25 protein-coding genes and 1 other annotated feature (1 of these 26 running past the window's edge) are annotated in these 21,400 nt (G+C 40.4%); of the genes, 15 read left to right on the forward strand and 10 right to left on the reverse strand.

The genetic code is table 11. From position 1 onward, the window contains the following. Positions 1 to 102, forward strand: a binding site (T-box leader); it begins 149 nt to the left of the window's first position. Positions 103 to 173: 71 nt separating this feature from the next. The 3 genes from ilvA to A6749_RS24145 all read left to right on the forward strand — a co-directional run bounded on the left by ilvA (position 174) and on the right by A6749_RS24145 (position 3,217). Beyond that, complete coding sequence (gene ilvA / locus A6749_RS24135) at positions 174 to 1,439, forward strand: threonine ammonia-lyase IlvA (RefSeq protein ID WP_066398172.1); 1,266 nt, start codon at positions 174 to 176, stop codon at positions 1,437 to 1,439. Between the two features lie 126 nt (positions 1,440 to 1,565). Further along, complete coding sequence (locus A6749_RS24140) at positions 1,566 to 2,291, forward strand: sulfite exporter TauE/SafE family protein (RefSeq protein WP_066398178.1); 726 nt, start codon at positions 1,566 to 1,568, stop codon at positions 2,289 to 2,291. A 206-nt stretch (positions 2,292 to 2,497) separates the two neighbouring features. Beyond that, the gene (locus tag A6749_RS24145; RefSeq protein ID WP_066398188.1) at positions 2,498 to 3,217 is read left to right on the forward strand and encodes a YebC/PmpR family DNA-binding transcriptional regulator; all 720 of its coding nucleotides are present in this window, start codon (positions 2,498 to 2,500) and stop codon (positions 3,215 to 3,217) included. Between the two features lie 42 nt (positions 3,218 to 3,259). On the opposite strand, the gene A6749_RS24150 is transcribed toward A6749_RS24145, so the two are convergent. After that, positions 3,260 to 4,186, reverse strand: coding sequence for a DMT family transporter (locus tag A6749_RS24150; protein ID WP_066398193.1), 927 nt, complete (start codon positions 4,184 to 4,186; stop codon positions 3,260 to 3,262). Positions 4,187 to 4,362: 176 nt separating this feature from the next. On the opposite strand from A6749_RS24150, the gene A6749_RS24155 reads away from it, so the two are divergent. Together A6749_RS24155 and A6749_RS24160 are read left to right on the forward strand one after the other, a co-directional pair. Next, positions 4,363 to 4,881, forward strand: a complete 519-nt coding sequence (locus A6749_RS24155) for a YbaK/EbsC family protein (protein ID WP_066398196.1) — start codon at positions 4,363 to 4,365, stop codon at positions 4,879 to 4,881. Positions 4,882 to 5,142: 261 nt separating this feature from the next. Then, positions 5,143 to 5,598, forward strand: coding sequence for a hypothetical protein (locus A6749_RS24160; RefSeq protein WP_066398198.1), 456 nt, complete (start codon positions 5,143 to 5,145; stop codon positions 5,596 to 5,598). 53 nt (positions 5,599 to 5,651) lie between these two features. Here the strand turns inward: A6749_RS24160 and A6749_RS24165 are convergent, their stop codons facing one another. The 5 genes from A6749_RS24165 to treC form a co-directional block, all read right to left on the reverse strand. Then, a complete protein-coding gene (locus A6749_RS24165; protein WP_236719722.1) occupies positions 5,652 to 6,056 on the reverse strand; it encodes a hypothetical protein in 405 nt (134 codons plus the stop codon). A gap of 131 nt (positions 6,057 to 6,187) precedes the next feature. Further along, entirely contained in the window at positions 6,188 to 6,805 is a 618-nt protein-coding gene (locus A6749_RS24170) for an RraA family protein (RefSeq protein ID WP_066398200.1), read from the reverse strand. A gap of 211 nt (positions 6,806 to 7,016) precedes the next feature. After that, a complete protein-coding gene (locus A6749_RS24175; RefSeq protein WP_066398202.1) occupies positions 7,017 to 7,694 on the reverse strand; it encodes an SOS response-associated peptidase in 678 nt (225 codons plus the stop codon). Between the two features lie 85 nt (positions 7,695 to 7,779). Next, a complete protein-coding gene (gene treR / locus A6749_RS24180) occupies positions 7,780 to 8,496 on the reverse strand; it encodes a trehalose operon repressor (protein ID WP_066398210.1) in 717 nt (238 codons plus the stop codon). Between the two features lie 15 nt (positions 8,497 to 8,511). Then, positions 8,512 to 10,179 (reverse strand): alpha,alpha-phosphotrehalase, encoded by a 1,668-nt coding sequence (gene treC, locus A6749_RS24185; protein WP_066398212.1) that lies wholly within the window; start codon positions 10,177 to 10,179, stop codon positions 8,512 to 8,514. Positions 10,180 to 10,215: 36 nt separating this feature from the next. Here treC and A6749_RS28490 point away from each other — a divergent pair, with 36 nt between their 5' ends. Beyond that, on the forward strand, positions 10,216 to 10,356 hold the full coding sequence (locus A6749_RS28490; protein WP_161487168.1) for a hypothetical protein: 141 nt from the start codon (positions 10,216 to 10,218) through the stop codon (positions 10,354 to 10,356). 39 nt (positions 10,357 to 10,395) lie between these two features. Here the strand turns inward: A6749_RS28490 and treP are convergent, their stop codons facing one another. Next, the gene (gene treP / locus A6749_RS24190) at positions 10,396 to 11,820 is read right to left on the reverse strand and encodes a PTS system trehalose-specific EIIBC component (protein WP_066398214.1); all 1,425 of its coding nucleotides are present in this window, start codon (positions 11,818 to 11,820) and stop codon (positions 10,396 to 10,398) included. Between the two features lie 491 nt (positions 11,821 to 12,311). On the opposite strand from treP, the gene A6749_RS24195 reads away from it, so the two are divergent. The 3 genes from A6749_RS24195 (at position 12,312) to A6749_RS24205 (ending at position 14,321) form a co-directional block, all read left to right on the forward strand. Further along, positions 12,312 to 13,028 carry a TerC family protein gene (locus A6749_RS24195; protein ID WP_407937539.1) on the forward strand — a complete coding sequence of 239 codons (717 nt, stop codon included), beginning with the start codon at positions 12,312 to 12,314 and terminating at the stop codon, positions 13,026 to 13,028. Between the two features lie 444 nt (positions 13,029 to 13,472). After that, entirely contained in the window at positions 13,473 to 13,835 is a 363-nt protein-coding gene (locus tag A6749_RS24200; RefSeq protein ID WP_066398233.1) for an N-acetyltransferase, read from the forward strand. A 66-nt stretch (positions 13,836 to 13,901) separates the two neighbouring features. Beyond that, on the forward strand, positions 13,902 to 14,321 hold the full coding sequence (locus A6749_RS24205; RefSeq protein WP_330220464.1) for a VOC family protein: 420 nt from the start codon (positions 13,902 to 13,904) through the stop codon (positions 14,319 to 14,321). Positions 14,322 to 14,394: 73 nt separating this feature from the next. Here A6749_RS24205 and A6749_RS24210 read toward each other — a convergent pair whose 3' ends face one another. Further along, positions 14,395 to 14,787 carry a thiol-disulfide oxidoreductase DCC family protein gene (locus tag A6749_RS24210; protein ID WP_066398252.1) on the reverse strand — a complete coding sequence of 131 codons (393 nt, stop codon included), beginning with the start codon at positions 14,785 to 14,787 and terminating at the stop codon, positions 14,395 to 14,397. A 162-nt stretch (positions 14,788 to 14,949) separates the two neighbouring features. Between A6749_RS24210 and A6749_RS24215 the strand changes: the two genes are divergently transcribed. The 6 genes from A6749_RS24215 (at position 14,950) to A6749_RS24240 (ending at position 19,786) form a co-directional block, all read left to right on the forward strand. Continuing rightward, positions 14,950 to 15,321: a DUF2500 domain-containing protein gene (locus A6749_RS24215; protein ID WP_066398258.1), complete on the forward strand. Its 372-nt coding sequence runs from the start codon at positions 14,950 to 14,952 to the stop codon at positions 15,319 to 15,321. Between the two features lie 211 nt (positions 15,322 to 15,532). Further along, positions 15,533 to 16,612: an NAD(P)H-dependent flavin oxidoreductase gene (locus A6749_RS24220; protein ID WP_066398269.1), complete on the forward strand. Its 1,080-nt coding sequence runs from the start codon at positions 15,533 to 15,535 to the stop codon at positions 16,610 to 16,612. 53 nt (positions 16,613 to 16,665) lie between these two features. Next, entirely contained in the window at positions 16,666 to 17,313 is a 648-nt protein-coding gene (locus tag A6749_RS24225; protein ID WP_066398271.1) for a phosphatase PAP2 family protein, read from the forward strand. A gap of 215 nt (positions 17,314 to 17,528) precedes the next feature. Continuing rightward, entirely contained in the window at positions 17,529 to 18,251 is a 723-nt protein-coding gene (locus A6749_RS24230) for an amino acid ABC transporter ATP-binding protein (RefSeq protein ID WP_066398274.1), read from the forward strand. A gap of 25 nt (positions 18,252 to 18,276) precedes the next feature. Continuing rightward, complete coding sequence (locus A6749_RS24235; protein ID WP_407937518.1) at positions 18,277 to 19,065, forward strand: ABC transporter substrate-binding protein; 789 nt, start codon at positions 18,277 to 18,279, stop codon at positions 19,063 to 19,065. A gap of 67 nt (positions 19,066 to 19,132) precedes the next feature. Further along, positions 19,133 to 19,786 (forward strand): amino acid ABC transporter permease, encoded by a 654-nt coding sequence (locus tag A6749_RS24240; RefSeq protein WP_066401158.1) that lies wholly within the window; start codon positions 19,133 to 19,135, stop codon positions 19,784 to 19,786. A 41-nt stretch (positions 19,787 to 19,827) separates the two neighbouring features. Here A6749_RS24240 and A6749_RS24245 read toward each other — a convergent pair whose 3' ends face one another. Both A6749_RS24245 and A6749_RS27880 read right to left on the reverse strand, forming a co-directional pair. Then, a complete protein-coding gene (locus tag A6749_RS24245; RefSeq protein ID WP_066398296.1) occupies positions 19,828 to 21,159 on the reverse strand; it encodes a D-serine ammonia-lyase in 1,332 nt (443 codons plus the stop codon). A 115-nt stretch (positions 21,160 to 21,274) separates the two neighbouring features. Beyond that, positions 21,275 to 21,379, reverse strand: a complete 105-nt coding sequence (locus A6749_RS27880) for a YjcZ family sporulation protein (protein ID WP_084797967.1) — start codon at positions 21,377 to 21,379, stop codon at positions 21,275 to 21,277. Positions 21,380 to 21,400: the final 21 nt, after the last annotated feature.

Below are 21,400 nucleotides of genomic sequence, written 5' to 3' on the forward strand. Positions count from 1 at the left end.
AAAGGAACACGTACTGTACATCAGTACGTCGTTCGAGAGCTGCAGCAAGGGATGGTCTTGCTGTGGAAGTAGGGTGGTAACGCGAGCTAACTCGTCCCTATCTTTTAGGGGCGGGTTTTTTGTTGTTTATATAATGAGAACAAAGCTTGAAAATTGAAGGAGGAATCATGACCATGAGTCAACAAGTCGATAACAAAACATTACATGTGGAGGATATCATCATTGCCAGCCACAATATTAAGGATGTGATTTCTCCAACGCCTCTGCAATATAATCATCTATTATCAGAACGTTATGATTGTCATGTCTATTTAAAACGAGAGGATATGCAAAGTGTTCGTTCCTTTAAAATTCGCGGTGCTTATAATTGTATTAAAAAATTAAGCTCGGAAGAAATGGAAAATGGAATTATTTGTGCAAGCGCTGGGAATCATGCTCAAGGGGTAGCATACTCCTGTCATTTATTAAACATTCACGGAAAAATTTTCATGCCTAACACGACACCGAAACAAAAAGTCAATCAAGTGAAATTTTGGGGCAAGGAAGATGTAGAAATCGTTTTAGTTGGGGATACGTTTGATGATGCGTATGAGAAGGCGATGGAATGCAGTCTTGAAGAAAATCGAACTTTTATCCATCCATTTGATGATTTCGACGTGATTGCCGGTCAAGGAACGGTCGGTGTCGAATTGCTAAACGATTGTCCAGAAAAAATTGATTATTTATTTGCGGCCATCGGCGGCGGCGGGCTAATGGCGGGAGCCGGAACCTATTTGCGGCATTATTCTCCGGAAACACAATTAATTGGAGTTGAGCCTGAAGGGGCACCGGGAATGAAGGAATCGATTGTAAAAGGCGAAGTAACCTGCTTAGGGAAAATTGATCCGTTTGTCGACGGTGCTGCAGTAAAAAAAGTGGGCTATAAAACATTTGATATTTGTAAAGAAATCGTAGACGATATTGTTGTTGTGGCGGAAGGGAAGGTTTGTACAACGCTGCTTTCACTTTATAATGAAAATGCCATTGTTGTTGAGCCGACAGGTGCCTTATCCATTGCTGCCCTTGATACATATGCAGAGGAAATTAAGGGCAAAACAGTCGTTTGCGTCGTCAGCGGGGGAAATAATGATATCGGCAGGATGCAGGAAATTAAAGAGCGCTCTATGATTTACGAAGGACTGCAGCATTATTTCATCGTTCAATTCCCACAGCGGCCAGGGGCATTGCGCGAGTTCTTGATGGATGTACTGGGACCCAATGATGACATCAGTCATTTTGAATACACGAAGAAGAACAATCGTGAAACCGGTCCGGCATTAGTTGGAATTGAACTAAAAGATAAAGCGGATTATGGCCCGTTAGTGGAGCGAATCAAAGCAAAAGGTTTCCTGCACCGTGAAGTGAATAAGGACAGCACACTGTTCCAGATGCTTGTTTAACAAAATTAATCCACATCAAGGCACACGTTCATTTATAGAGGTTAACGTGTGCCTTTTTATTTAACGGGAAAAATTCTGCTGGGAATTCATAAAATGATATGAATACAAATTATTAAGGGGGCCATTTTGGGGACTATTGTTATTTTCATATCGATTATTCTAGTGGCATCGATCTTGCAAACCAGTACGGGTTTCGGCTTCTCCATAATGGCAACACCTTTTTTATTGATGATTTTTCATCCTCATGAAGCCATTCAGATTAATATTATTTTAACTTTTGTGATCTCAGTTTTACTATTTAGGAAGATCAAATCGGATATCGATTATGCATTGTTAAGAAGGTTTATATTAGGCAGCTTAGCAGGGGTTCCTTTTGGAATTATACTGTTTATTTCGATCAACCTTAACACATTTAAATTAGGTGTAAGTATTCTTCTTTTGCTCTTAACATTATTGCTAATTTGTAAATTTAAGGTGAAGCCTACGAAATTTAGGGATTTTATCGTTGGCTGGATCTCCGGCCTTTTAACAACCAGTATTGGAATGGCCGGTCCGCCGCTATTACTATATTTTACAGGGACAGATACGGAAAAAAGGGAATTACGAGCAACCACATTAGCGTACTATATTTTTATTTATTGTGTTAGTTTAATCACCCAAATTATCTTTACCGGAACGGACAAGATCATTTGGCAGTCAAGTCTTTATGCAATGGTTATTGTCATTTTAGGCTTGTTTATTGGTCAAATCATATTTCATAAGCTGAATCAGCGAACTTTTAGATTATTTACCTATATTATATTAAGCTGCACGGGGGTCTATCTGCTTGTTGATAGTCTGAGTACATTGTGAAAAGTGATTGGAACCGTCCTAGTTGAAAGGAATAATTTCTATGCTTTGGAAATAGGTGGGGAATAGAACGGTTGAAAAGGAACTCTTCTTGATTTTTTTATCATCCATACTTAACAAATGTCCCATTTAATGTATAATATTAAATGGTTAAGTCCCCTCGAAATCGGGGCAATGTTTTTGATTCAATTCAGAAAGAGAGTGTTCATATGGGACGTAAGTGGAATAATATCAAGGATAAAAAGGCAGCAAAGGACGCTAACACAAGCCGTATTTATGCCAAATTTGGACGTGAAATTTACGTAGTGGCAAGACAAGGCGAGCCTGATCCAGAAGCAAACCAAGCGTTAAAATTTGTGCTTGAGCGTGCCAAAACGTACAGTGTCCCTCGTCATATCATCGACCGTGCGATTGAGAAAGCAAAAGGCGGTTCAGACGAGAGCTATGATGAGCTTCGCTATGAGGGCTTTGGTCCAAACGGTTCCATGATTATTGTTGATGCGTTGACAAATAACGTAAACCGTACGGCTTCAGAAGTTCGCGCTGCCTTTGGTAAAAACGGCGGCAACATGGGGGTCAGCGGTTCCGTTGCTTACATGTTCGACAAAACCGCAGTTATTGGTATTGAAGGAAAGAATGAAGAGGAAGTGCTTGAACTACTAATGGAAGCAGACATTGATGTCCGTGATGTGGTGGAAGAAGACGGACAAGTTATTGTTTATGCTGAACCAGACCAATTCCATGCCGTTCAAGAAGCCTTTAAAAATGCTGGAATTACTGAGTTTGCCGTTGCTGAGCTTTCCATGCTGCCACAAAACGAAGTAACTCTTCCAGAGGATGTCGTTCCGAAATTTGAGAAGCTAATTGATGCATTAGAAGAATTAGAAGATGTCCAGCAAGTGTACCACAATGTGGATTTAGGGGAATAATAAAAGAAGGTGTCCAGCCGGGCACCTTCTTTTTATGAAAGGTTATCGCTTTACTGTCGATAAAATAAAAATTGTTGCGATGATGGCGAATGAACCAAACCATTCTGCCGGACTAAATGAAACATGCAACCAGGCAACCGCCAAAAACGCCGCGGATAACGGCTCCGCACAGGCAAGTAAACTGGCTTCAGATGCACGGATGTATTTCATACTTTCCATATAACAGTAAAAAGCGATTAATGTCCCGAAAATAACAACAAAGACAACGGCCATAAAGGATGAAAAAGACCATGTTCCTTGAAATTTCCACGGTGGATGAATAAAGCTGAATCCAATACCGCCAATGATCATTCCCCAGCCCACTGTGATAAGCGAGCCCCATTTTGTTAGTAAACCACCGGGATAAAGTGTATAAAAAGCGAGCGCAAATGCGGATAGAATTCCCCATATAAAGCCCGGAACAGAGATCGCCAATGAATGAATATCTCCTTTCGTGACAAGCAGAAAGGTTCCGGTCAAGGCCAAAATAATGGCTATGGATTCCTGCTTTGTCGGCAAGGCTTTACTTTTAAAACAGAGGTAGCAGGCGATCATCACCGGCGCTAAATATTGAAGGACTGTAGCAGTGGCTGCGTTCCCATGTTCAATAGCGGCAAAGTAGGTATATTGAACACCTAGCATACCAATGATTCCGAAGATCACCAGCTGGAAGATTTCTTGTTTATTTTTCCAGATGCTCCAAATGTTTTGTTTTCCAACAGTTTGAGCAAAAAATAACAAGCCCGACCCGGAAATGAGCAGTCGCACAACGACCAGCCAGCCAGTGCTGAAGCCTTGCCGATGAAATAAAAATTGAGCCACCGTTCCGGATACACCCCAAAAAATGGCCGCAATTAGTACTAATATAATTCCTTTTGTTCTTGGATAAGGCAAAACCGCCCCATGTGACTCCAAACTGTCTCCCCCCATTGAAGTATTTACGTTATATATATACCAAAGCGATTATAACATTTTTTTGCTGAACAGTTTATGTAATTTTCTAAAATAAACTCCATTGCTTTATCTCTTTAAAGCAAAAACGTTGTATATTGATGGAAAATTGTGTAGTATTTACAACAACGAATCACTTTGAAAGGATGAAACTTGTGTCATTAGAAAATGTTAAAGCACATTTTAAACAATGGAAACGGGAACAGGACATAATGGAGTTTGAGACTTCAAGTGCAACTGTAGATCTTGCCGCCCAGGCTATTGGTGTAGAACCGGCTCGTATTGCCAAGACATTATCCTTCCGCGGGGAAGGCGAAACGGCCATTTTGGTTGTTGCTGCCGGTGATGCCAAAATAGATAATAAGAAATTTCGTCAAACATTCGGGTTTAAAGCAAGGATGCTTTCGCCGGAAGAGGTATTAGATCAAACCGGTCATGCTATTGGTGGAGTTTGTCCGTTTGGTTTAAAAAATAAGCTCGATGTCTACCTTGATGCGTCGATGAAACGCTTTGAAACACTTTATCCGGCTTGCGGCAGTTCAAATTCTGCGATTGAATTAACCTGTGATGAAATAATGGAATATTCATCTGCACAGGGCTGGGTCGATGTATGTAAGTGCTGGCAAGCTGAAGAAACTAATGCGGACATAGTCATGTCGAACGATACAATTTAAGATTAGCTGCCGCAGTTAAATGGCAGCTGTTTTTAATTTCCAGTTAAATTGAAATTATGGGCTTTTCTAGAAGTTGACTACTATAATTTTGGGCTGAAGCGGAGATATTAACCTTATAGATATTTTCAGGAGGAATGTTTATGGGTCAATATTGTCTGTTTCAAATCAAATGGGGGGCCTGTACATTTAAATTTAGTCTGGATTGGACCGTAAAGGCTGCCACATCGCTAGAACAAAGTTTTTCTAGCTGGTTTTAGTGCAATGGATTCAAAAGAAGCTCTTTTTTGGAGCATTGCGCTCCCAGGATTCGGGCAGCTATTAAATGGGAAGTGGATCAAAGGGATTGTATTTGTGGCATTAGAATTCCTCATCAATGCCCAGGCCAATTTTAACGTTGCCATCATATCAAGTTTTCATGGGAATATTGATTTAGCGATACAGCAAATCAACTTTCAATGGCTGATGTTTTATCCATGTTTATATTTTTTCGCGATGTGGGATGCGTTTAAGGATGCGGGTGGAGGGAAAAAACGTTATTCCTTTCTTCCATTTGCGTTTTCAGCTTATTTTGTTACAGTAGGATTAATTTACTCGACCAAAGTAAGAATATTTGGTGTACTGTTAGGCCCTGTTTGGCTCCCAATGCTCTCTGTCATCCCAGGTGTTGCGGTAGGGCTCCTGCTGCAATGGATGCTCAAGGGGAAAAGCGTGATATAAAAAACGACTGCAAAAAGGTATGCAGCCGTTTTTTTATTCAACAAATTATTTGTTTAACGAGGTGTTAATGGTTTAACGGTGATGGCAGGAGAGTAAGTTGTTATAATACAGCTGTCTAATTGTTCGGCATTTAATAAACCTAAATTGACGGCAGCTTTAATTTTTTGCTCATCAGGCTTTTTAATCACCTGGATGAGGTCGTTTAGCTTCAGGTCTTCTAGCATTTTTACAGTTTCTTCGTCCTTGTATTTTTCCGTTTTTCGGATTTGCCGTTGTAATTTGTAGCCATTGACGATGATTTCACCTTTTCGATCCGCTCCGATTAATTGATTAAAATACTCCTGAAACATGTCTTTTAAGTTGTTCATTTCTAGCTCAATTTCTTTTTTCTGCTTGTTTAGTTCGTAATACTTGATTAACATCTCACCTGTAATTAAGGACTCATTACTTTTTAGCAACAGCCTCTCCTCCTGTACGAACGTATATTCTATTTTATGCTGAGCTTTTAGAAATAGTACCTTAGAGAAGGGAGGAAAGTAATTTTATTAAAAATCCCCCTATTGCCTATAACCAAAGGGGGAATGGACGATTATTTTGAGAGAAGGTCATCCAGATGTTTAAGAATTGCTTCGCGGTTCCCGGAAATTTGATCTTCACGAATCTGGTCTTTATTTAATTTTTCAAGTGCTTTTGTTAAGATTTCCTGTTCGATGGCTTGAGGAACAACTACTACGCCGTCGACATCCCCGATTATAAGATCCCCGGGATGCACCGTCATACCCCCGCAGGAAACTGGAACATTTATTTCGCCGAAACCAGCTTTGCCGCTGGCTGCCACAGCCGTACCTTTACTAAAGACTGGAAAGTTCAATTCCTTAATTCCAGCGAGGTCGCGAATGACTCCATCGACGACAAGCCCCGCAATTCCAAGTGTTTGCATCATTCCGACAACAAAATCGCCGGCAATAGCCCGGTACTGATCACCCTTAGCATCCACCACCAAAACATCACCAGGCTTTGCATTCCGGATAGCCTTTAAGACTGCAAGATTGTCACCCACCGGAATTTTCACTGTAAAGGCTCGTCCAACTACTTTGTATTCCTCTTTCAGCGGCTTAATCGCTGGGTGTAGGTTATTTAAGCCATCCATTGCATCTGAAATACATGTTGTGGGAATATTCATAAAATCTAAAACATGCTGATCCATTAAGAAAACCCCTTTCCATATGTAATCTACTTCTCATTATAACTCGAATGAACTAGAAAAAGTTAACAAAAAATGACGTAAATAAAACGCAAAAAAAGAAAGTGGCAAAAAGCCACTTTTAAAAGAAGGAAAAACTTAATGGGTTACTTTAATCTATGTAAAAGCGTGGACGTGCATGTAGTCATCTTGTCCAATTTTAAAAAAATGTGCGTTAACATAATTTGCGAATCAGATCAATCGTGTTATTTCTTGGTGAGTTAACGAGAGGGGATACCTCATATGCTTCCATTTGTGCCTCATCATACGGAACAAAAAATTGTTGTAAAAACTTTGTATCAGTGATGGCAGGGTTTAACCATGTTTTTTCATTTTCAGGATGTAAAATGACCGGCATCCGGTCATGAATATCGGTCATAAGCTGGTTGGGTGTAGTCGTAATCATGGAACAAGAGAAAATCGCTTCTCCCTCCGGTGATTTCCATTGTTCCCAAATTCCTGCCAATGCGAATAGCCCATCCGATTTCAATTTTATGCGCATGGGAGTCTTGGTTTTATCTTCATGCCGCCTCCATTCGTAAAAGCTGTCGGCGATAATCAAACAGCGTTTTTTTCGAAAGGCATTTTTAAAACTTGGCTTTTCAGCAAGTGTTTCTGCACGTGCATTGATTAGCCTATTCCCGGTTGAAAGATCCTTAGCCCATGGTGGTATAAGTCCCCATTTTAGATATCCCATCCGATTTGCTTTCCCATCATTAATGACAGCCAGTACCATTTGAGAGGGGGCAATATTGTAACTTGGTGTGAAATTTTCTTCATCTAAAAATGCCTGAATATCAAATCGATCGATGATTTGTCCAATAGAAGCAGTCAATGTAAAGCGGCCGCACATATTATTTTCACCTCATGACTATTGTAGCAAAATTGGTTTAAGGCACAATAAGAGAAATGAAGCTTGGAATTGATCCAAGCTCCATTTAGTGTTTCCTTCTCGCAAAGTCAACAAAGCGGAATTTATCAGGACGGTGCCGTGATTCGGTATATTGAAACAGGCTGGCATCCTCTAAAAAGACGTAACTTTTAATGACGACCACATTATGAAAACCTTCTAGATTTAATAACTCGCGGTCTTCGGATGTAGGTTCCTCAACGACTATTTCCTTTTTCGCAAAGCTGATATTAAGGTTTAATTCATTCTCCAAGTATTCATAAATCGAGTTTTCACAATTTTCTTCCGTTAGGCTGGGAACGTATTTTTTATTTAAAAAATCCTTATCCAAGATTATTTTATTTCCACCAATTTCTCGAGTTCTAATAACCTTCCAGACCTGGTCTTTAGCGGTCAATTGGAGCTGCTGGCGAATGAAATGATCGGGTTTGATAATTAAAGATAGCTCATGGACGTTGGTTTTTGGTTTGCTTTCCATTTTATCGGCCAGTTCTTTGAAACTCACAAGACCTGAAACTGGGAAATCAAATTTGGTGATGTCAATGACAATTGACCCTTTTCCTCTAACTTTTTGAATATAACCATTTTGTGAAAGCAGGTTTAATGCTTTTCGAATTGTCTCCCGTGACGTTTGGAATTGGTCGGTCAATTCATGCTCAGACGGGAGCAATGATTGCGGCGGAATTGCACCGTTCTTTATTTGCTCTACAAGTGTGTTATAAATCGTTAGGTACTTACTGGTCACTACAGACATCTCCGTTCACTTTTTCAAATGGTACACGATCGACTCGTATGGTCTTAAACTTAGCTTCCCTGCAAGCGGCATCGAGTCTTCATAATTAGAGATTAACATTTCACTATGATACCCTTCAAGGTTAATCTGGTGGCTGAGGACCAGTTCCTTATTTTTGCCGTAAAAATTGTTGATAACTAATAATTTTTCTTTTCCTAATGTTCTTACGTAGGCAAATACATCAGAATCTGCTTTCAAGATTGGTGTGTAATCGCCCTCTGTGATAATGGTATATTCTTTTCTTAACTGAATCAGCCTTTGATAGTGGTAGAAAATAGAGTCTGGGTCGCTTATTGCCTTTTCAGCATTGATTTCTTGATAGTTCGCAGCGGTATCTATCCACGGGGTACCAGTGGTAAATCCGGCGTTTTTCTCTGAGCTCCACTGTACTGGGGTACGTGAATTATCCCGTGATTTTTGCTTTAGAATCTCGAGAATTTCTTCTTCGCTTGAGCCTTCTTGTTTTTTCAGTTCGTACATATTGATCGATTCGACATCACAGTATTGTTCAATCGTATGAAAACCAGGATTGGTCATTCCAAATTCTTCCCCTTGATAAATATAAGGGGTGCCTTGCATCATATGAATAGTCGTAGCCAGCATCTTAGCTGATTGCTTGTGATAATTATTTTCATCACCAAAGCGGGAGACAACCCGCGGCTGGTCATGATTGCACCAGAATAGGGCATTCCAGCCGCCGCCTTCATGCATCTTAACCTGCCAGTTCGATAGAATCGTTTTCAATTCCTGAAAATCAAATGGCGCCTTTGTCCATTTTTCGCCGTTAGGGTAATCAACTTTTAAGTGATGGAAGCTGAAGGTCATATTTAATTCATTTCGCTCTGGTTTTGTATATTTAATGCAATGATCAATGGAAGTGGATGACATTTCGCCGACCGTGATTAAATCATATTTTGAAAAAACCTTCTCGTTCATCTCATGCAAAAATTCATGAATCCTTGGTCCATCGGTGTAAAATTTGCGGCCATCGCTGTCATCCTGAGGAAATTGCTGGTTCTTAGAAATTAAATTAATAACATCAAGTCGAAAGCCGTCAACACCTTTTTGCAGCCAATAATGCATCATTTCGTATAAAGCCTCGCGTACTTTTTCATTTTCCCAATTGAGATCAGCTTGGGTAACATCGAATAGATGCAAGTAATACTGATCTGTAGTTTCGTCATATTCCCAAGCGGAACCGCCAAATTTGGACTTCCAATTGGTAGGCGGTTCTCCGTTTTTGCCATCTCGCCAAATATAAAAATCGCGGAATGGATTGTCTTTCGAAGAGCGTGCCTGCTTAAACCACTCATGCTCTGTCGATGTATGATTAATGACGATATCCATCATGATTTTTAAACCGCGTTTGTGGGCCTCGGACAGCAGCTTCTCAAAATCTGCCATAGTCCCGTATTCTGTATGAATTTGATAATAATCGCTGATATCATAGCCATTATCACGCTGGGGCGATTGGTATATAGGGGTGAGCCATAAAACATCTACACCCAGCTTTTTTAAATAATCGAGTTTTTTTATGATCCCTTGAAGATCTCCGGTCCCGTTCCCGGTCGTATCGCAAAAGCTTTTTGGATAAATTTGATAAACAACGGCATTCTTCCACCATGCTGTTGACATTTTAACCACCTGCCTAAAATTTTCTTGATGCTGATTATGCTAATTGAAGGAGCATTTCCGCCAATTAAAACATGCCATGCGCCAATTGGAGTGCGTTATCCGCCAATTGATACAAGCCATGCCACAATTGGAGAGCATTATCCACCAATTAACAGCGCATATCCGTTAGTGACGTAAAGTATGAAAGGAGGGAGATAGGCTCCCTCCTGAATGGAGTTATTTTTTAAAAGCAATTTTTTTCATGCCGGTCTTGGCAAAAATGATTGTTAACAAGAATGGAACCACGATGGCCACTACCATTGCTACGGCAAACATTGCCATATGCTGTGGCTGAATCGACAAGATCCCGGGAAGGCCGCCGACACCGATAGAGTTCGCCATGACGTTCGTTCCCACAGAAATGACTGCTGCACACATCGAACCTAGCATTGCAGCTAAGAATGGGAAGCCGTACTTCAAGTTAATCCCGAACATCGCAGGCTCTGTTACACCTAAATAACAGGAGATACACGCTGGAATGGAAACCTGTTTTTCTTCCTCGTTTTTACGATTGATATAAATCATTGCAAGTACTGCTGACCCTTGTGCGATATTGGATAGAGCAATCATTGGCCACAAGTTGGTACCCTTAAGCTCACTCATCAGCTGCAAGTCAATAGCGTTGGTCATATGGTGCAGCCCTGTAATAACAAGCGGGGCATAAGCAAAGCCAAAGATTGCCGCGAATAGCCATCCAAAGGCAGAAGTGAGACTTGTATAGACAACATTAGAGATTGCAGAGCCAATTGTCCAACCGATTGGTCCTAAAATAGTGTGTGCAATTAGAACTGTCGGAATAAGTGCGAAAAATGGCACAACTATCATCGAAATGGAATTTGGGACGATTTTTCGCAGTCTAGTTTCTAAGAATGCTAACAAGAGACCTGCTAAAATGGCTGGAATAACCTGGGCTTGATAGCCGATCATTTCCACCTTCGCAAATCCAAAATCCCATACCGGAATGTCTTTGGCATCGGCAACGGCATATGCATTTAGCAATTGCGGTGAGACAAGAGTAATACCAAGAACAATACCAAGAATTTGCGACGCACCCATTTTCTTGGCAATCGACCACGTGATTCCTACAGGGAGGAAGTGGAATACCGCTTCACCAATCAACCATAGGAAGGAATGGACTCCGGCCCAGAATTGTGAAACTTCAATAATAGTCTTTGTACCATGATCAAGTAATTTAATGTCACCTATAACGTTTCGGAAACCGAGAATCAAACCGCCGACTACAAGGGCGGGGATTAATGGTGTAAAAATATCGGCAAGATGGGCCACCATACGCTGAAGCCAGTTCATGTTCTGCTTCGCTGCAACCTTAGCATCATCCTTTGTAGTGCCATCCACATCGGCAAGCTTAATAAAATCGTTATAAAATGATGCGACCTCATTTCCGATAATAACCTGAAACTGTCCGGCCTGAGTAAAAGTACCTTTTACAAGCTTAATAGATTCAATTTTTTTAATATCAGCCTTGCCTGGGTCGCTGAGCACGAAACGCATTCTTGTGGCGCAATGAGTTACGGCCGCAATATTGTCTTTCCCGCCAATGTACTCTAATAATTCTTTAGCAGGTTCTTTGAACTTAGACATTGTTTTTCCCCCTAACATTTGGGTTTCACCCTATTAATTTTTTTCCGCTGTCCCAATTTATACAGCGTTTTCAATTCTACAACCAAACATGTCTATACAAGTTTATGATTACGTTTTCATTTTATGCTGTATATACAAGTTTGTCAATTTTTTTTATAGGACATTTTATAACTTTGTAAATCTTTGGTCAAAATTAAAATAAATTTTCTGAATTTTAGTGGTATGGAGCGAATATAAAAAAATTTGTTGGATTAATGAAACCTATTAGTCTAAAGAACGTATGAATAATGAATTTGCGTGGAAGGAGTAGATTAATAAAAAGATTTTGGCTCTATATATTGTAAAAATTTATATGTTTTTATTTTCATTAATTTTTAACTTGCTAGCTCTACAATTGGTCAGTGACCTCTGCGCTGGTAAAGAAAGGGGAATATTTGTTGAATATTTTGAATGAAATTTGGTCAACCTATGCGTCATTTTTTGATTGGGGGATGTGGGTCGAGGTTTTGTCTGATCCGGTTTCCTGGGGATACATAGGCTCGTTGGTAATCCTAGAAGGGCTGCTTTCAGCTGATAATGCGCTGGTCCTTGCGGTCATGGTGAAGCATCTTCCGCCAAATCAGCGTAAAAAAGCTTTGACATATGGTTTGTTTGGTGCATATTTCTTCCGCTTTGTTTTCATCGGACTAGGGATGCTGCTGATTAAGTTTTGGTGGATTAAGGTCTTGGGTGCCGCTTACCTAGCATGGCTCGTAGTGAAACATTTCTGGTTAGGCGAGAAGGAAGACGATGTAGAGGGAGTAAAGAAGGAAAGCTGGCTCATCCGTACTTTTGGTGTGTTCTGGGGAACGGTTATTTCCGTGGAGTTAATGGATATTGCTTTTTCTGCCGATAGTATTTTGGCTGCGTTTGCGGTATCTGAACAGGTATGGATCCTTCTTGTCGGTGGAATGTTGGGAATTTTGATGATGCGTACAGTTGCCAAGTTTTTCTTAGTGTTAATTGATCGAGTTCCAGAGCTTGAGAACACGGCGTTCATTTTAATCGCAATCATCGCGGCAAAGATGTTCGCGAGCGTGTTAGGGTTCCATTTGCATCACCTTGTATTCTTTGGAATCTTAATATTGGCATTTGCCGCTACGTTTATTGTCCACAATATTAATAAGAAAAAATCCGCTTCAGAGGTTGCAGCTTCAGACGATAAGTAATCCAGCCTTTCTGTTAAAGGGATGTACAGGTCGCTATAAGTTTATCAGTAGCGGCCTTTTTTTAGGAGAATTTTATTTTTTGTTATAGGAAAAAAGTTATATATATATATTACTACTTTTTCACTTTACCGCTTTAAACTATTGTTAGATGGTTTCTATCATGATAAAATGGACTTGTTTAAATTCTTCTGAGTTTAGACCTCCTAAAGTGGGTTCTTTACAGTATTCTGTATAGGACTCAATTAACCTTTGACCTTTGTTCAAAGGTTCTTTTTTGACTAAAAAATTGGATAATTGTATTTTGTGTTGGTGCGATTTGGTAGTGTGGTATCATCATATTAGGGGTAATAACTGTTTGTTGGACTGAATTTCTATGAAAATAACGATTTTGGTTGATTTTCAAAACGTACTTACACATGCACCAAGATGGAAGTATGTTTACGCTTGAAATTGAACAGATTGATAAGGAAAGCTTTTTGGTGTTGGGGTAGTGCTCGTTTTCTGTTGGATATTCAAGGCAAAAACATGGTTGCCAGGATTAAAGATTGGTGTAAAAACACAGGAAGTTTTGAGCGGCTACTAATCGAAGTGGAAGCCGATCAAAGCCCAGAAAACCTTGCTCGAAAACATTTTTGGCAAACATCCGGTTTCGTTCTAACGGAATATATTCATCATTATATTTGGGTCCCTGAAAAGTATCAGGCTATGTATTTGGATTTGGTGCCTGACACCAATCAACCAAAAGATGGAAAAGAGTTATTCAAACATATTAGTAATTTTCACAAAGATTCATATCAAGGTGTATAACTAGAAGATGTAGGTTCTATTTTAGTATGATAGTCTTTAATACATATGATTCATTTTATTAAAGGAGTGTTAGCTTTGAGAGGACAAGCAACACCATATTTTATGTTTGATGGGAATGCGAAGGAAGCGCTGGAATTTTATCAAAGTGTATTTGGCGGGGAAGTATTCGAGCTAAAAACGTTTGTTGAAGCAGGGTATCAAATGCCGCCTGAAGCAAAAGACCGCTTAATTCACGGCCGGTTTAAAAAAGATGATTTATTTATCATGGTTTCGGATTGCTTCCCAGGATCCGCTGTCGTTGTCGGAAGTAATATTTCATTGGCTCTTAATTTTGAAAGCGAAGAAGAAATTCAATCCATTTACAACGCTTTGAGTGAAAAAGGTGCTGTTTATATGGAGTTGCAAGATACCTTTTGGGGAGCAAAATATGCCAAAGTGAAAGATCCGTACGGTGTTATTTGGGACCTAAACTATCAAAAGGCATAATAAAAAACGGCATTCTCCATACAGTGTGGATGCCGTTTTTTTGTTGCGGGTAAACGAGCCGCAAAACTGATTTTTAATCTAAAAATCTATTTCTCCATTCCGGCCGCGGCAGCATGCAGCTGTCTTTTTTGCCGAACCATTTATAGCGGTTTTTGGCGATGATTTTATAAATAGAGTTTCGCAGCGGGCTCGGAACGATGAATAAACCGGCAAGCAGCTTCCAACCACCCTTCAATTTGCGGCAAACACGGAGCGCAGCTGTCGATTCGAAAAAAATGTTGTCATCCTCAATTAGCACAAAACTGTCCATTTTAGAGTTTAAACCGTGCTGATTAAGCAGCTGCTGGCCAATCTCTCCTTGGAGGGAGGCAAATTTAAAATGGCCTTTTGGGTCCCTTTTTATTATAAATTGCACACTGCTGTTGCAAAAATTGCAGACCCCATCAAACAATATGATTCGTTGCATAAAAACCCCTCGTCTTTTCCACGATCACTTAATAGTAAAAGTTTAACATAATTTTTCTCCCTTAAAAAATTTTAATTTCACAGGAAAACTCCGAAACAAATAATTAAATATGTCGTATGATTATTTGAGATAGATATACAGTGTAACAATAGGGGGGACGGTATGGATTTTGATAAAGGGTTTGATATGTTTAGTATGATGGAAGTCCTTTTTCCAATCTTTTTTATCCTTATTATCGGATTTATTATTTTCGTCATATTCAGCGGGGTTAGACAATGGAGCTATAATAATAAGCAGCCACGCTTGAATGTGGCTGCAGTGGTGGTTTCTAAACGGACCGAGGTTAGCGGCGGCGGGGCGGACCATCATTCGAGCACTTGGTATTATATTACCTTCCAAGTGGAAAGCGGCGACAGGATGGAATTAAGTGTTACTGGGCGTGATTTTGGACTAATCGCGGAAGGGGATGCCGGAGAACTTGATTTCCAGGGAACGCGATTTCACGGATTTAACCGTAGACAACTGCCAAGCTAACTAGCTCTACCCCATATTTCCCAAACACAACGATGAAGAGAAACGCGCCTTCTAATGTTTCTCTTCCTTTTTATTACAATGTGTCCACTGGATACGTACAAATGTCCGCGAACGGTGCCTGACACCAATTAATAATTAGAGAAAATCTTGTCAAATTAAAGGGAAATTCATAAAAAAATAGAATAAAGATAGGAGAAAGGTGGTAATTAACATGTTACAGAACGGTTTAACCAGAAGGTTGAAGATAGATTATCCGATTATTCAAGCTCCAATGGCGGGAGGAGTGACCACATCTGAATTAGTGGCAGCAGTATCGAATGCCGGGGGGCTGGGGATGATTGGGGCGGGCTACTTAAGTCCGGATCAGTTAAGAAATCAAATTATGGAAATTAAGGCATTAACGAGAAAAAACTTTGGTGTTAACCTATTTGTACCGAATCAATATGCAGTAGATGAACAAAAGCTCAAACACTCTGAAAAATATCTCCAAACAATCGAATCAGAAATAGGGATCCCTACCGTGACCCCTTCACTTCCTAACTACAAGCAGGACAAAGAAACGTTTCAACAAATGGTGAATATCGTACTAGAAGAAAATATTCCAATTTGTTCATTTACTTTTGGAATTCCTTCAGAAGAAATAAGAACCAAATTAAAGGAAAATGCGTCTATTATTATTGGAACGGCCACTACCGTTCAGGAAGCAATTATGAATGAAGAAGCGGGAATGGATGCTGTTGTTGTGCAGGGTTCTGAAGCAGGCGGACATCGCGGGACCTTTGCAGCAGGGGAGCAGCAAAGTCTGATTGGCTTGATGTCACTGATTCCTCAGGTTGCGGATTGTCTTTCAATTCCGATTATTGCCGCCGGCGGCATAATGGATGGAAGAGGCTTGATGGCGGCACAATGTTTAGGGGCAATGGGAGTACAGATGGGCACAGCATTCCTCGTTTGTGAAGAAAGCGGGGCGAATACACTTCATAAAGATGCTATATTGGAAGCATCTGAAGACCAAGTGGTCATAACAAAGGCTTTTTCTGGAAAAATGGCGCGTGGTGTAAACAACCTATTTATTGAAAGACTGCAAGAAACAGAGGATGACCTACCAGAATATCCATTACAAAATGCATTAACAAAAGGAATCAGAAAAGCAGCCGCTGCCAGTAAAAATCCGGAATATATGTCACTGTGGTCGGGCCAAAGTCCAAGATTAGCGAAAAAGCTTACGGCCCAGGAATTGATTGAAAAAATAATCAATGAAACTTTAAAACTTAAAAATGTACTTTCTTAAAATTCAACAAAATCTAACGTACTACTAAATGATTGTTAGGGAGGGGAGAGTATTTGAAAGTATTTGTAAAGAGAGCTCCCTATTTATTATTTTTACTGATTATGCCAGTACTTGGCGGGCTTTACCAGCTGTTAAATGAACGTTCCCATAAAGCGGTGGATTTCATTTCTCCGCTCGACCAAGCGATTCCTTTTGTAGCGGTGTTTATTATTCCTTATATACTCTGGTATGCCTATATTTTTTGCTACTTGGTATACTTTTGCTTTAAGGATCCGAAAGTATACCTGAAGACTTTGTCGCTGATTGTCGTTGGCGAGCTGATCTGCTTCGCCATCTATTTCTTTTTTCAAACAACTGTCCCAAGACCGGCAGTTAACGACGATGGATTCATGTCTATGCTCGTTCAGTGGATTTATGCCAATGATGAACCATATAATTGTTTCCCAAGCATTCACGTCTTAACAACATTTGCCATCATGCTGGCATCGCTTCATATTAAAAATAAACATATCGTAAATAATTTGCTGATTCATATCGGCGGCAGTCTTATTATCATTTCTACGCTATTTGTCAAACAGCATGTTGTGTTTGACATGATTGGTTCGATGTTTCTTGTGGCGTTTCTATACGGATTCACGTTTGAATTACTATCACTTCGTGTACCGAATAAGTCGGAAAGCGTATATGTGAAGAATAAATAAGAACTAAGGATTTGATTGTTCAGCACCTAGGCACAAGCTAAAAAGTTTGTGTCTTTTTGGTGTCTAAAAAATATAAATTTCGCTCCTTAATGACAAACATTCCAAAAGTTTCGAATAAAATGCAATCCCAAATAATACGATTTACTAAAGAAGCCGTATGGAACGTAAGCAAATAGAATGAAGCGAAAATCAGGACTACATACAAGGAGGGTGCCGTGATTACGATTAAAAACCTAGTGAAATCGTTTGGTTCACAAACAGTTTTACAGGGAATCGACCTAACTGTATCGGAGAAAGAAGTTGTTGTCATTATTGGAGCAAGCGGGTCTGGAAAAAGTACATTACTTCGCTGTATAAATTTTCTTGAAATGTTTGATGAAGGCGAAATCTTGATTCAAGATCGGAGAATTATTCCTAAAGAAACAAATTTAAACAAAGTCCGGGAGGAGGTCGGCATGGTGTTTCAGCATTTCAACCTTTTTCCGCATAAAAATGTGTTGGAAAATATTATTGAAGCGCCGGTTCATGTCAAGAAGGTGGACAAGGCCCAAGCAACGGAAAAAGCCCTTCAATTATTGGAAAAGGTCGGGCTCCGTGATAAGGCAAATGCCTACCCGGAAAACTTATCCGGCGGGCAAAAGCAACGGGTAGCCATCGCCAGAGCCCTTGCGATGGAACCGCGAATTATGCTTTTTGACGAACCCACCTCTGCTCTTGACCCGGAACTAGTCGGTGAGGTGCTTCAGGTTATGAAGCAGCTGGCGAAGGAGGGGATGACAATGGTCGTTGTTACACATGAGATGGGCTTTGCCCGCGAAGTTGCCGACAGGGTTGTCTTTATGGGGGATGGAAAGATATTAGAAGAAGGCCCGCCGAAACAATTTTTCACCAATCCGCAGCATGATAAGGCAAGGCAGTTTTTAAACAGAGTGCTTTAAAAAACACATAGGGGGATGATGGAACTTGAATAGAATGTGGAAGTCGGGAATATTGGCGGCTTTGTTAATATTGTCCTTGGTACTTAGTGCCTGCGGGCAGGATAAAGACAAGGATTCAGGAAAAGCAGCAAATCAAAAGGAATTTCATTATGCAATGAGCGGACTGTATAAACCATTTAATTTCAAAGATGATGGAAAGTTAAAGGGGTTTGATGTCGAGATTGGTGAGGCGCTAGCCAAGAAAATGGGGATGAAGCCGGTGGCGGTGACAAACCCATGGGAAACATTAATCCAAGGCTTACAGGCGAAAAAATTCGATGCCATTATTGGCAGTATGACGATTACGGAAGAGCGGCTTAAATCGGTTAATTTCACCGAACCATATTACCGCTCAGGTGCCCAAATCTTTGTTGCCGAAAACAACAATGATATTACTGGACCTGGAGATTTAAAGGGGAAGAAGATTGGGGTAGTCAAGGCCAGTACGTATAAAGAGTTGGCTTTGAAAAATACAGATAAGGCAAATATCGTCGAATATGACAGTGATATTACGGCGTTAATGGACTTGCCTACAGGAAGATTAGATGCTGTCATCACTGACCAAATGGTGGGACTTCCGATCATAAAAGAGGGCGCCATCAAAATTAAGGATGTTGGCGAGCCAATGACACATGATGATCAAGGTATTGCTGTCCGCAAAGATGATCATGAAATGTTGAAACAATTAAACAAAGCTCTTGATGAAATTATTAAAGACGGAACATACGAAGAAATTGGTAAAAAGTGGTTTGGGCGCAATATCTTAGGAGAGTAAGAGTTTCATATGGGTGTCGTCTTATGTATGACACCCATTCCATATTTTAATAGGGAAGGTGATTCTTATCCTTGATATTTTTCTTAACACATTAGATGTCTTTCCTCGCGCTGCATTGCTAACCTTACAATTAACACTGACTTCATTATTAATCGGAAGTATGATTGGACTTATTATCGCTTTTTTCCGGATCTCTTCAAAAAAATTATTAAATTATATCGCGACCGTATATATCGGCCTTATCCGCGGCACCCCCTTAATTGTCCAAATTGCCATTCTTTATTTTGGAATTGCTTCAGTTGTTACATTTTCGCAATTTTGGGCAGGTGCCTTAGCTTTAGCGATTCATAACGGTGCCTATATTGCTGAAATTTTTCGTGGCGCAATCCAATCCATTGACCGCGGGCAGATGGAAGCCGCGCGTTCTCTTGGAATGAGTTATCGGCTTGCGATGCGGCGAGTTATATTGCCTCAAGCGTTCAAGTTTTCTATTCCGCCGCTAGGTAATCAATTTATAATTGGACTCAAGGATTCCTCTTTAGTTGCCTATGTAGGAATGGCCGAGCTTTGGGGTTCGGGGTTAAGTGAGGCCGCCTCGAATTATCGACAGCTGGAATCCTACATTGTGGTAGGTTTTTATTATTTGGCTCTCGTCATGCTGTTTTCTTTCTTGTTGAAAAAATTAGAAAAGCGCATGAGTTTGGATTCAAAAACTGTGTGAAAAAAGGTCAGATTCCGATGAAACGGATCTGACCTTTTTAATTAGCCTTTTTGATAAAAGTTGTCCATCTCGTCTTTCGGCACCATACTGCCGCCTGTCGCCCAAACGATATGGGTTCCTTTAGCCGCTATGTTTAAAAGCTGGTGCTTTTGCAAATAGTCGGTGCCTTCCTTACATAATTTCACCGGGCCGACCATTCCTGCAAGGGCAGAGGGCTCAAGATAAATATTTTCTGTATCCGCCAGGTTCTTTAAAAGCTTATACATTTGTTCATCGCTGATCGTATAATTCCCGCTTAAGAATGGTTCTAAGACTTTGCCGACAAAACCGGACGGCCTGCCAACCGCCAGTCCATCTGCAGCGGTTTTATTGTCGATTCCAAGATCCTGGACAGCGATTTTGTCATGCAGGCCGGTCATTAAGCCGAGCAGCATGCAAGGGGAGTGGGTCGGTTCTGCAAAGAAACAATGTACATGATCATGAAATATCAGCTTAAGTCCAAAAGCGACACCTCCAGGTCCGCCGCCGACACCGCAAGGCAGGTACACAAATAAAGGATGTTCCTCATCGACTGTGACTCCTGATTGATCCAGTTGTTTTTTCAGGCGAATGGCTGCCACCGCATAGCCTAAAAACAGGTCACGGGAATTTTCGTCATCAATAAAATGGCATGCCGGGTCAGCCTCCGCTTGTCGTCTTCCTTCCTCGACTGCCTTGCTGTAATCCGAGGCATATTCGATTACTTTGACGTTTTTACTGCGAAGTAGATCTTTCTTCCACTGTTTAGCATCCGCCGACATATGTACAGTGACTTTAAAGCCTAATTTTGCACTCATAATCCCAATGCTGAGGCCTAAATTTCCAGTTGACCCTACTGCAATGGCATATTGGGAGAAGAATGTGCGAAACTCATCGCTTGCTAAGATAGAATAATCATCTTCTATTTTGAGCATTTGGTGATTAATTGCTAATTCTTCCGCTTTTTTAAGGACTTCATAAATACCCCCGCGTGCTTTAATCGATCCCGAGATTGGCAGGTGACTGTCACATTTTAACCAGAGTTCGCCTAAAATCTCCTGCTTATAAACCTGTACCAGGTTTTCCTGCATTTTTGGAATTTTAACCAATGGTGATTCAATAATCCCTTTCGTTTCTTGTGTTTCCGGAAAAACCTTTGCAATATAAGGCGCAAACCTTTCCAGTCTGGCTTCTGCCTCCAAAACATCGTTTAGTGTCAGCGGACAGTTTACGATTGCTGTCTTGAAGGACTGAAGATTTGGATTAAGCCAAAAAGTTTCTTCTAAGGATACGAGTTTATCTGTTAGCGGATGTTGGTGATTTTTCAGCCATGTCTTTACTTCATCGTTATTCATATTGAAACCTCCAGTGTAAGTTAAGACAAGTTTATCATATAGTTATTCAAATTTTTCAAAAAAAGCAGCCATGTTTTAGTCCATGGCTGCTTTCCCAAGAATAAACTGTTAGATCCTAGTAATACAATCCGCCCATGAAGCTTGCGCCCACGATGATTAGCAGAATGAATAGAACAACAATAAGAGCAAATCCTGCTCCGCCTCCGTATCCGCCACTCATATTTTTCACCTCCATACACTT

The organism is Neobacillus mesonae, assembly GCF_001636315.1.
GTDB lineage: Bacteria > Bacillota > Bacilli > Bacillales > Cytobacillaceae > Neobacillus > Neobacillus mesonae.